The sequence below is a fragment of the Thermogutta hypogea genome, from assembly GCF_055386265.1.
In genome coordinates, this window is sequence record NZ_AP042425.1 from 1,665,552 (window position 1) to 1,677,769 (window position 12,218).

General features: G+C 60.3%; 7 protein-coding genes. 4 read left to right on the forward strand and 3 right to left on the reverse strand.

The window, feature by feature from the left end; genetic code table 11:
* Positions 1-384 precede the first annotated feature (384 nt).
* Both ACZ5B4_RS06015 and tatC read left to right on the forward strand, forming a co-directional pair.
* Positions 385-1,857 (forward strand): protein kinase domain-containing protein, encoded by a 1,473-nt coding sequence (locus ACZ5B4_RS06015; RefSeq protein WP_464913527.1) that lies wholly within the window; start codon positions 385-387, stop codon positions 1,855-1,857.
* A 418-nt stretch (positions 1,858-2,275) separates the two neighbouring features.
* Entirely contained in the window at positions 2,276-3,688 is a 1,413-nt protein-coding gene (gene tatC / locus ACZ5B4_RS06020; protein WP_464913528.1) for a twin-arginine translocase subunit TatC, read from the forward strand.
* 969 nt (positions 3,689-4,657) lie between these two features.
* On the opposite strand, the gene ACZ5B4_RS06025 is transcribed toward tatC, so the two are convergent.
* The gene (locus ACZ5B4_RS06025; protein WP_464913529.1) at positions 4,658-5,641 is read right to left on the reverse strand and encodes a hypothetical protein; all 984 of its coding nucleotides are present in this window, start codon (positions 5,639-5,641) and stop codon (positions 4,658-4,660) included.
* A 273-nt stretch (positions 5,642-5,914) separates the two neighbouring features.
* Positions 5,915-7,357, reverse strand: coding sequence for a cryptochrome/photolyase family protein (locus ACZ5B4_RS06030; protein WP_464913530.1), 1,443 nt, complete (start codon positions 7,355-7,357; stop codon positions 5,915-5,917).
* Positions 7,358-7,686: 329 nt separating this feature from the next.
* On the opposite strand from ACZ5B4_RS06030, the gene ACZ5B4_RS06035 reads away from it, so the two are divergent.
* Complete coding sequence (locus tag ACZ5B4_RS06035) at positions 7,687-8,589, forward strand: sugar phosphate isomerase/epimerase family protein (protein WP_464913531.1); 903 nt, start codon at positions 7,687-7,689, stop codon at positions 8,587-8,589.
* A 30-nt stretch (positions 8,590-8,619) separates the two neighbouring features.
* Positions 8,620-10,029 carry a Gfo/Idh/MocA family protein gene (locus ACZ5B4_RS06040; protein WP_464913532.1) on the forward strand — a complete coding sequence of 470 codons (1,410 nt, stop codon included), beginning with the start codon at positions 8,620-8,622 and terminating at the stop codon, positions 10,027-10,029.
* A gap of 97 nt (positions 10,030-10,126) precedes the next feature.
* On the opposite strand, the gene ligA is transcribed toward ACZ5B4_RS06040, so the two are convergent.
* Entirely contained in the window at positions 10,127-12,136 is a 2,010-nt protein-coding gene (gene ligA, locus ACZ5B4_RS06045) for an NAD-dependent DNA ligase LigA (protein WP_464913533.1), read from the reverse strand.
* Between the last annotated feature and the right edge of the window lie 82 nt (positions 12,137-12,218).

The following is a 12,218-nucleotide window of genomic DNA, read 5'->3' on the forward strand; positions in this document are numbered from 1 at the left end:
GGCGATCTTACTGACCCCACCCCCGGCCGCCTCGGTTCAAGTCGGCACACTTTCCCACGCCCTGTATTTCGCGGTTGCCACCCCGACCTTGTGCACAAATTTATTCTACGAAAGGATTCCGGTGCTTGCCATGATGATTTGAGGGAAAACGCTGTCGAATCGCCACGTTTCTACGGGCATCCACTGTGGGGATTTGTGGAGCCGGATCGACTACGGGGTTGGACAAAATCCGAACCGGCTTCCCCTTGGGAGGGACGCCGATTCATTGCGACGAGCGAAAATCAAACGTAGTATAAAGGAAGCTTCTTTCCGACGCGATCGCCGACTGCTGTCTCTTGGGGCATGGGGGGAGTCGGTTTTTTTCAAGGCACCGGAGCAGAGGGTATGACTACCGACTGGACGGCTGAAAAAACCGCCGAGCGGGCGCTGGAATTGGGATTGATCAACGATTGGGATCTCCGGCGGATTTGGTCGGAGTTGGGGCGTCGCAATGTGCCCTTGGATGAATTCCTTCAATTCCTGGTTCGCCGCGAGTACCTCACCAATTATCAGATCGAAAAACTCCTCAAGGGGGATCGCGACGGGTTTTTTTACGGTGATTACAAAGTGATGTATTTGGTCGGAGCGGGCAGCTTCGCCCGGGTCTTCCGCGCCGTCAACCAAACCAACAATCAAGTGGTGGCCCTCAAGGTTTTGCGCAAGAGGTACAGCGAGAGTCCGGAGTGCTATCGCCAGTTCCTCCGGGAAGGGCAACTCGGAATGGTCTTGCGCCACCCCAACATCGTACCCGTCTACGAGGTCTCCTCTTATAACGGCACGCATTACCTCGTGATGGAGTTCGTCGAGGGCCAAAACTTGCGGGAATTCCTAAAGATTCGCACGAAGCTGGAACCGCTGGAGGCCACTCGGATCATGATCGACATCCTGAGCGGCCTGGATTATGCGTATCGTCAAGGACTGACGCACCGCGATCTCAAGCTCAGCAATGTCCTGATCAGCAGTGAGGGTACCGCGAAGCTGGTGGATTTCGGCTTGGCCACCGTGGACGAGTATTTGGAGTCCATGCTTCCGGAAGTCCCGCCCAACGCCCGCGCGATCGATTACGCCGCCTTGGAGAAGCTGACGGGCGTCAGTCGCAACGATCCGCGGAGCGACATTTTCTTCTCCGGTTGCATGTTCTACCACCTGCTCACCGGTACGGCCCCCTTGTCCGAGACCAAGGATCGCTTGAAACGGATGAACAAAAACCGGTTTTACGAAATCCCCCCCATTCAAGAGCGGGACAAAACGGTTCCTCGACTGCTTACGGGAATCATCAACAAGGCCATGTCCTTGGATGTGAATTATCGTTACCAAAACCCGGCCCAAATGCTGCTGGACTTGAAGACCGCGGCCAGAAAACTCGCTCAAGGGGAGGCGGATTCGGACCTAGAAACCCTGCACAACGGCGGGGCTGCCAACGATGCCCAACCGACCGTGCTTGTTCTCGAGTCGAACTACGAACTTCAAGAGTTGTTCCGAAACGGTTTGAAGAAAGTGGGCTTGCGCGTACTGGTGGTCTCGGATCCGCAAAGGGCCTTGGAACGGTGCAGGGACGAAGAATCGGCACCGGATTGCGTTATCTTCAGCGCTGCGGAGCTCGGTGACGCCGCGCTGACCTGTTTCAACCAATTGGGCGACGATCCTCGCACGCATTTGCTGCCCGCGATTTTGTTACTCGACGAGCCGCAAAAGCATCTCGCCGCCATTGCCGTACGGAGCGACCACCGCCGGATCTTGCAGATGCCGCTGACCATGAAAGTCTTGCGCACCGAGGTACTGAATCTGGTGAACCTGCAAAAGGACTTTGCACGCTGATCGCGCCGGCCATCAGGTTCCAACTATCGCCCTTCGGCCCCAATCCCGGGTCTCACCTGGGGCCGGCACGCCCCGAAAGCATCACCGCGTCCCAACGAGCAGGAAATCCCCGGTCGCTCGTGGCGGCTTCCTCTAACAAATGCCTGACGCCGCACCCGCCCGGCACCCCACCGGGCACCGCGTCACTGTGTCAGCGCCGCTGGGAAAAAAGGCACGTCCGCCATTCCACAATCGCGGACGCGCGGTGAGGCGGGCCGATTCATTGCGGGGCGTTCCCGGCTCTGGTAGGATGGAAGGTTCAAGAGTTTTGCCACGCGGCTTCTAACGAACCGGCATCCCGCCCGACTTCTTCATATTGCCCATGATTCGCCTGCTCCCGCCGCCGAAATCCGACGAAGACCTCTTTCGCGAATCTACGATGACCTTCGGGGAACACCTCGAGGAGCTGCGAAAATGCCTGTTTCGCGCCATCGTCGGTTTGGCAATCGGTTTTGTGATCGGGCTGTTCCTCGGGAACCATGTGGTCAAATTGATCCAAACTCCTTTGGAAAAGGCCCTCACCAAGCATTACGTAAATCTGTCGCAAAAAGAGGTTGCCAACCGCCTCAAAGGCATGACTTCAGAAGGCCTCCAGACGGCCTACTCGGCCGACGGCGCCGCCGAGTTCATCGCGTCGCAACAAATGCTCGTTGATGAGTATTTGATCTCGCCCCGCGATGTCTTGATGCAGGTTCCCGGCAGCCTTCGACGAATTCGCGAACGCCGAGAGGATAGCCTCCGGCAGTTGGCGTCGCTAAAAGCAAGACTTGAGCGGGCGGCGGAAGGCAAAAACGGCGAAAAGATTGCGGAGGAAGATCGGGCTTTCCTGCTGCAATTGGGGTCGCAAACCGCGGCTGAAGAAAATGCCGAAAACAAAGGCGACTGGACGCAAGGTCTGGCCGTTGACGAGGATTCCCAGCGGTTTCGGAACTCTCCCGAGTTGCGGGCGGCGCTAGAGCAATTAGCCCGTAATGATTGGCAGACCGTCGTCGATGGACCGACCTGCGGCGTCCTGGCCGAAGCCGTCGGCTCATTGGAGACTTCGCTGCGGCAGTCTTTGGACCATCTCAACGTGCTTATCCAATCTTATGATCTGACGGCGGAGGCAGCGGGCAAATCACTCACCGGGCAGGTCGACAATCGCGAGTTGATCCACATCTTCGCATGGCGTCCCGCCAAAGAGGACTCCCGAGTGCGAGCCAAGAGCCTCAGTGCCCACGAGGCCTTTTCCATCTACATCAAAGCGTCCTTATTGGTCGGAGCCATTCTCTCCGCTCCCTGGGTATTCCTGCAAATCTGGTCCTTCGTGGCCGCCGGCCTCTATCGACATGAACGCAAGTTCGTGTACACGTTCCTGCCGTTCAGTCTGGCGTTGTTCTTCGCCGGTGCCGCCATGGCCTTCTTCTACGTCTTCGAACCGGTCTTGACATTCCTGTTCCAGTTCAACGAGTGGATGGGCATCCAACTCGAACCGCGAATTAGCGATTGGCTTTCCTTCGTGCTGATCCTGCCGCTTGGGTTCGGGATCGGCTTCCAATTGCCCCTCGTCATGCTTTTCTTGGAAAGAATCGGGATATTTACGGTCAAGGACTACCTGTCGCAGTGGAAAATGGCGATCCTCGTAATCTTCGTGGCTTCGGCCATCTTGACTCCTCCGGATCCTTCGAGCCAATTGCTTATGGCCGTGCCCTTGAGCCTTCTCTATTTCGGCGGTCTCCTGCTGTGCAAGTTTTTCCCACGGTCCCGTAGTGGGTTTAGCGACGCAACGGATAGCGCAGGTTCGGCAATGTAGCTTCCCAAACAGACTGGCAGTTGTTGTTTAGGATCACACTCCAGGTCGCCGTATCCTACCCATAACTCATATTCGTCCCACTTCGTTGTTGCCGCTCAAATTAGCCCATCGTCAGAAAACTCCCGTAATCTCGCGCAACCGGTAAGTTCGCTGAAGACGTCAACGTTGAATGGTCGATAACTTGTAAACGATGTGGTGCGACCATTGCCAACGAGATGTTCCGATTGTGCGCCAGCCCGACGGCGGCATGTTGTGCCCCCAGTGCGGGACATACCGCTTTTCGGCTGTTTCCCCGGATTCTGGAATACCAGGCGAAGCCCGCGACGCGGCGGTATCCAATCGCGGCTTCATTTTGGGACCGGACGGCGGTGAAACTCCGGTCCCGAATGCCCTGACGCCTCAGGACGCGGATTCTTCGTCAATTCCTAACCGAGACGCTTGGTGGGAATTGGAGTCTCGGTTACGCGAGCTGCGATTTGCCCTGGACACACTCCTGCCACCGGGGGAGGCCGCGGGCCGAGAGGCGAAGCGAAAGACGCGGCACGACCGCAGACATGCGGACATCGCCGCCATGCATTGGGCACGACCCGCCCCCCGCGGCACCTTCCATCAGCGAGACGGTCATCGAAATCGCAGAGAATCGGCCGTCGTCTTTTGGGTTTCGCTTGCCCTGGGGCTCACAAGCTTCGTTTGCGGTAGCATTCTGGTGGGGTGGTCGCTGGTACTGAAAACGGCCATTCTAGGGTTCTACGGCGTGCCCATCAGCGCGGTCGGCCTAGGTTTTCTCCTTGTTGCCGGACTCTTCCACGCAGGGGCGGAATCGCCAACGTCGCAAGAGCACGGACAACCTCTTCCGCACCGCACTATTTCCCGAAGGCAACGCGCTAGGCGGACCCCGGTTCTCGCATGAACACCCCGCCGTGGCGGTGGTCATGATTCTCCCCGGCGGTCGGAACCCGTCATGGGAACTTAGGGACCGCTTTCCAAGAATATGCGGACGTGCCGATCGACCCCCGCTAGTAAGGGTACGGCTTGAGCAAAGAAGGCTCGAGCTTCGTCGGCTCGGTCATCGAAGTGGAGCATCACTCCCAACAGGAACAACAAATCTCCGTTTTGCGGCGCCTGTTGGACGGCCTCTGCGAGTCGGGCTATGTGCTCGCGCTTGGCGGCTTCATCGTTGCCGTACAAGGTGATTAGCCGGAACGGCCCTTTCGGCCATTCCGGATGTAGCTCCAGACCGGTCTTGGCGGCTCGCGCAGCCGGTTCATAAGCTCCAACGGCGACGAGCGCGAACACTTGGCGGAAGTAAGCCTCCGCAAGGCGGGGCACCGCCTTCGCGGCGTTGCGATATTGGCCGTACGCATCGCGATACTTTCCCTCGGCAAAGAGCCGGTCTCCATTTTCCAGGAACCGCCATCCGGTTTGCAGCATCCTGTCATCGCCGGCGTTGCGATCGTTGGGGGCAAAGGCGTTCTCTCCCGCCCTTCGCGCAGGAACCGCGCCGCCTGCCCCTTGCGGATCCGGATTAGCAGGCGGCCGAAGATTCCGTTGGGGCACCGGCCCGGTAGGTAGGCCGGGCAAAGGGTAGGTCGTCACGAGCGGTACGGCCCGCCACTGATAATAGGTATACGGCAGGGTACTTAGCCCACCGTAACCGTCTGATCCGCAGCCGGCGTTCCATTGCCACGGCCAAACGGTCTGTTGGCGATAGTAGAATGCGTACGGCACAGGCCCCGGCACAACGGTCGAGTACGAAAAGGTCCGCGAAATGGGAAAAGGAGGCACCACATAGATGGGTGCAACGCGGGAACCGTGATGCGAGCAGGAGCCGTCGCCGCCGGAATGATACCGTCGCTCGGAGCTGTCTTCGGCCTGAACCAAGAACTGCGAGCTTACCCGCGGACCAGGGCCTCCGAACAGCGCCACCGCGGAGCATACCAGCCCAACGCCCACGACAACAGCCCGCCTTTGCAAGCCACTCCGCCCGAACTCTCTTCGTAAGCACGGCGGCGACAAGCTGACCGATCGGTACGGGTGCATACCAGCCCCTCCTGTTCGCAGCGCAACCTAGCCGAGACGCACGGCCGCATCGCAACCGGTATTTCGCTCAGGGAGGCGGATTCTTTGTCGCGTCGGTTTGCCACACGTCCATTCCCATTTTACGCGACCGAGGCGAGGCGAACGAGACGCATTCGCTTCGGCAAGCAACGATTTCGCGGCAAGCCGCTATTTTCGAAGGGCCGCCCAGGCTTTCAGGGCCTGCGCTCGCGCTGCGCTGTGCTCCACGATCGGCGGCGGATAACGGTCACCCGGCGTCAACCCGGCTTTGACACCTTCTTTCGCACTCATTTCCCACGGGTTGTGAACGTAAGGCGTCGGAACGTCTTTCAACTCCGGCAGCCAGCGGCGGACGTAAACCCCATCGGGATCGAACTTCTTGCCTTGCAGGACGGGATTGAAGACGCGGAAATAGGGGGCGGCATCGGCACCGCAACCCGCCGTCCACTGCCAGCCGAGGGTGTTGTTGGCCAAGTCGGCGTCCACCAATGTGTCCCAAAACCAGCGCGCACCTTCGGTCCAGGGGATGAGCAAATGCTTCACCAAAAACGATGCGACGATCATTCGCACGCGGTTGTGCATCCATCCCGTGTGCCACAATTCCCGCATTCCGGCGTCCACGATCGGGTAGCCGGTTCGCCCGCGTTGCCACGCCCGCAGGAGTTCGCGGTTAGGTTCCCAGGGAAAATCCCGAAACTCCTGCCGTAGGGGCGTATCAGGTGTATTCGGAAAATGATAAAGCAGGTGATGGGCGAATTCGCGCCAACCCAACTCGCTGAAAAAGACGCGAATACTCTCGTGGTACCGCCCTGAGTTACGAGCCTGAGGATGCCCTTGGACTGCGTGCCATACTTGGCGAATACTGATTTCGCCGAAGTGCAAATGCGGAGACAGTCGCGACGTACTCGGTAGATCCGGTCGGTTCCGCGAATCGGCGTACGCGGCCAGACCCTCGTTGAGAAAAGTATCCAGGGCCGCCTTCGCCCCTTCTTCACCGGGAGTCCACGCCGCTCGGAAGCCCGCCGCCCAATCGATGGTCGGCTCCAACGCCAAGTCTTTCAATGCGAGGGAGTGAAGTCGCGCAGGCGGAGACGGCAACCGCACGGGCGCCGGTTGCGGTGGACCGGGCGGCAGCCGCGCGGTGCACGCCTTCCAAAACGGAGTAAACACTTGATACGGCCGGCCTTGGCCCGTGACGACTTCCCACGGTTCCAACAACAGCGAGCCGTTGAAACTCTCCGCATCCGTTCCGTTTTCGCGAAGGTAGCGCTTCACCATTGCGTCGCGGCGGAGGGTTTCCGGCTCGTAAACACGATTCCAGCAAACGGCATCGCACTGAGTGGCGGCGACTACCTCTTCGATGGCCTCGCGCGTCGGCCCACGCCGCAGTATCAAGCGCGAGCCAAGCCGCCGTAACGAAGCATCCAGCCGATCCAGGGATTGGTGGAGCCACCAGCGTGATGCGGCGCCGGGCGCCCAATCCCCTTCCTCTTCCGGTGCCCAGACGAAAAGACAGATTACCGGGCCTCCCCGCCGAACCGCCGCTAGCAGAGCGGGGTTATCCACCACTCGCAAGTCGCGACGAAACCATACCACGCAACCGCTCATCATCGTCCTCCGTCAACCCCATATTCCACACCGAAGGCTCAAGATTGCGACCCGGCTAACGGCACACCGCCCCACTTGGACCCGTGGAATCAACAGGGTATGTAACCGACCGGCCTACGACGCCCAATCCCCAGCGGTGGCATCCTGTCTTGCGTACTGCCGGAGCCCTTGGCGGCGGCCTGCGTCGTTCCGTCATACTTGTCACGGAATTGACTTTCCCATCGCATGGAAACTACATTGACGTTTGCGACGTCGGGAACCAACATCCGTATTGTACGACCACGAGCGATTCGGCAACGACGTCATCCCCATCCCGAGGAGAAGCGATGCATATGACGTCGGCCTCCCGATTTTCCCGCCGCTCCCTGCTCAAAACGGCATCGGTCGCGGCGATCGGCCGTTGGACGTTTTCGGCCGCATCGGCGTTCGAGCCGGCGAATAGCTCCGATACGCCCAAACTACGACTTTCCGCGTCCACCATCAATTTTTCACGTTTGCCGATCGAGGTGGCCTGCCGCAAGATCGCGGAGTTGGGTTTTGAAGCCGTCGATATTTGGTCGGCGCACGCGGGTTGTCCGCATTTGGACGACGTGCAGGATCGACTCGGCGCATCCGGTCTGCGAGAGCTGTTGGACTCGGTCAATCTCAGGCTCTATGCCTTCTCGGTGTACTCGGGCGGATATCCCAAGTACGCCGAACTGTTGGGGCGATGCGGGGGCGGCGTGGCCGTTCGCGGTAGTGCCGGGCCGTGCGATCCCGCCGACTTGGTCCCCAAGATGAAGGCCTTCTTGGAATCGCTCCGACCCGAGTTGGAGTTGGCCGAGAAATATGACTCGTACTTGGCCGTCGAAAATCACGGAAACGCGATCCTCGATTCGTGCGACAGCTTGAAGGCCTTCACCGATCTCAACCGGCACCCGCGCTTGGGAATCGCCTTGGCACCGTACCATATCCAGGCTCGAGGCGAGGACGTGGCCGAGGCGGTGCGCATTTGCGGCCGCCAACTACTTTACTTTTACGCATGGCAGAAGGCGGAGGGCATGGCGCAATTGCCGGGGTACGGCCCGAGCGATTTCACCCCCTGGTTGGCGGCGTTGCGGTCGATCGACTACGGCTGGTATGTGAACCCCTTTATGCACGACGAACCGGAGCCGGAGGTCATGGCGGCCGCCCTGGCTAAGACCCAAGACTATCTACGAGAACGATGGCACGCCGCTCAAGCCGCCGCCGGCTGATTCCTGACACGTCTTGGAGGGTTGCACGCCATGAATCCACAATCGCGACGTCGGCTTTGGACACGCAGAGGCTGGCTGCATGGGGCGGCGTCAAGCCTGGCCGGGCTGAGCTTGCCGATGATCTTGCCTCGCGTGTCGGCGCTGGGCTATGAGGCGAACGAGCGGCTGGCCGTTGCTTTGGTGGGAGTCTCCGGCCGCGGTGAGTGGTTTGTCCACGCCATTCCCGCCATCGGCGAACGGGTCGTCGCCCTCTGTGACGCCAATCAACGACGAGCAGCGGCTGCTTTCGAGAAATTTCCCGACGCTCCCAAGTTTTCCGACTATCGCCGGATGTTGGGCGCGGAAGGCCCGCGGATCGATGCCGTCGTGATTGCGGTGCCCGACCACAATCACGCGGTGATTGCCAACGCGGCGATCGAGTTGGGCAAGCACGTCTATTGCGAGAAACCTTTGACGCATGACGTGCGAGAGGCGCGCATTTTGCGGCTCAATGCGGCGCGCCACGGCGTCGCCACGCAAATGGGGAACCAGGGCACGGCCACCGACGCCTTCCGCGAAGGGGTGGAATGGATCCAATCCGGCCGGCTGGGCGAGGTGAAGGAGGTTTACGTATGGAAGGACGGCGGCGGTCCGGGACCGCGCCCTCTGCCTCAAGGTCGCGGTACTCCGCCCGACTATTTGAATTGGGACGTTTGGTTGGGACCGGCTGCGGAGCGTCCCTTCGATGAACAGTGGCTGCAATGGCACACCTGGCGCGATTTCGCCACCGGCAATCTGGGAAACTGGGGATCGCATTCTGCAAACATGGCCTTCATGGGGCTTCATGTGGACGCCCTGTGGCGAGACGGCGGCGCGACTTCGCCGATCGTAGTCCGCGCCGAGGTCGGTTCTCCGCCCGGTCCGACCCATCCCCGCTGGGAGATCGTGGAGTGGCGCGTTCCTGCTCGCGATCAAATGCCTCCCGTCCTCTTCCGGTGGTTCAACGGCGCAGGCTCGCCCGGGCAACGGGACCATGTCGAGGCCTTGATGGGAAAGAAGCTCGACTGGGGGGATGCCGGCGCGAAGAAATGGGACGATCACGCAGGGTGCTTGATCGTCGGCGAGCGAGCCATGATTCACGCCACCGGGCACAATTCCACGTACGTCCTACTTCCTGAGGACGCAGCAAAGACCCTCGAAAGACCTCCCCGGATCCTGCCGCGGCATGGCAGCCACGAGCGGGAGTGGGTGCAAGCCTGCAAGGGCGAGCGACTTCCCATGTCGCACTTCGGTTACTCGGGACCGTTGACCGAGTTTCTGATGCTGGGTAACGTGGCCACGCTTTTCCCGGAGCGAGAACTGGAATACGACCCGATTGCCGGCCATATACGCAACGACGCCGAAGCGGACGCCGCCCTTTTCCGCGAGTATCGCAAGGGCTGGGAACTCGATGCATCGTAGGCGATACGGCTTCATCGGAGTCCATCCCGTCGGAGCTTCGATTCCCCCGGAAGGGCGTGGGGAGAGGGGAGGCCGTGGGAATGGTTCGTGCGGAAATCTACTCGGCGCTTTCGATCAGCCGCTCGAATTCCTGCTCTGTGAGCTGAGGTACACCCAGCGATTGCGCCTTCTGAAGCTTGCTGCCCGGATTCTCTCCCACCAAGAGATAGTCCGTCTTGCGCGAGACCTGGGACGCAGCCTTGCCGCCAAGACGCTCAATCAGGCGTTCCACTTCTTCGCGCGTTCCAATCTTGAAGCTACCGGTGACGACGAGCGTCTTACCGGCGAGAGGGGAGGGCCCGTGCGTCTCCGCCGCCTCTTCCGTCAGCTTCACGCCGCATTGGAGCAGGTCCTCGAAGATGCGGCGTCCACGGGAGCTGTTGACGAATTCGTGGACGCTTTCGGCGATGACCGGTCCGATCTCCGGAATGCGCGAGAGATCCTCGATGTCAGCAGCAAGGAGGTTGTTCAGGGTTCCGAAATGCCGGGCCAAGAGGGAGGCGGTCTTCGTGCCCACATGACGGATTGCCAATCCGGCCAACACCGCCGCAAGGCCGCGCTGTTTGCTTTTTTGGATGTTGCTGAGCAGGACGCCGGGAAGTTTTTCGCCCATCCCCTCCAATTGCGAAAACTTTTCCTGATCCAGGCGAAAAATGTCTCCGTAGGTCCGCACCAGCCCTTTCTCGACCAATTGATCGATCAGCCTCTCACCCAAGCCGTCGATGTCCATCGCGTCCTTCCCCACAAAGAAGCGCAATCGCTCCTTGAGCTGGGCGGGGCATTCCGGGTTACGGCATAGGACGTACACGCCGCCTTCCTCGCCGGAAAGCTCGCATCCGCAATCGGGACAAAGGCGAGGAAAAGGGAAGGGCGGCAGCCAATAGCGGCGACGGTGTCGTTCCACCCGAACGATGTGCGGAATGATCTTGCCCGCCTTCTCCACCACCACCACGTCGCCCACGCGAACATCCTTGCGTCTGATTTCGTCGGCATTGTGGAGGCTCGCCCGCGTGACCACCGTGCCGGCCAGTTTGACGGGAGCCAAGATGGCCACCGGGGTCACGACGCCCGTCTTGCCGACCTGGGCGTCGACCGCTACCAGTCGCGTCACGGCTTCGTACTTCTCGAATTTATAGGCGATCACCCAACGCGGGCTTTTGGCGGTCGCCCCCAACCGCTCGCGCTGATCGAAGCGATTGACTTTGACCACGAGCCCGTCGATTTCGAAGTCCAGTTCGTGCAGCCGCTCGATGATGGATTCGCAATACTCCAAAGTTTGGGAGACGCCGCCGAAACAGGCAGCCAAGGGCGCAATCGGGATGCCGTATTCCCGCATCTTTTGCAGGAACGCGAAGTGCGTGGCGATCGAAAAACCTTCCGCGTATCCCAGGCCGTGGCAGAAGAACCGCAATCGCCGGCGGCCGCAAATCTTGGGATCCAGCAAGCGGATCGTGCCCGCCGTCACATTCCGAGAATTGGCGAAGGGCGGTTCGCCGCGACGTTTCTGTTCCTCGTTCAGCAAGCTGAGATCCGAGTTCGTCATGTAGACCTCGCCCCGAATCTCCAGCACCGGCGGTACGTCCCGACCCATCAACCGTAATGGAATATCCCGAATGGTCCTGGCATTGTGCGTGACGTCGTCGCCGACCATTCCGTCACCGCGGGTCACGGCGCGGCGCAGCAGGCCGTTCTCGTACCATAGCGAGATGGCCACGCCGTCGATCTTCAGCTCCACCACCCATTCGACCTCTTCGTCGGGAAGCAGTTTCTGCACGCGATGCATAAACTCGCGGAGCTGGTGGAGATCGTAGGTGTTCTCGATCGACAGCATCGGCACGCGGTGACGGACCTTTTCCAGCCCGTCCACCGGCCGGTCGCCGATGCGCCGGGTAGGGCTGTCCTCCGCGGCGTATTCCGGGTGTGCCGACTCCAGCTCGCGGAGCCGCTGCATCAAGCGGTCGTACTCCAGGTCGGATATCTCGGGCGCCGCCTCGACGTAGTACTTGCGATCGTGGTGTTGGATGAGTTCTCGCAGGTGCCGTATTTCCTGCTCGATGTCCTGTGACATAAGCGACCTTTCAACCCTCGAAACGCGGCCATCGGCCCCGAGACGCCGACAGTCGGTGACGGCCCGCGGGATCGAACATCAC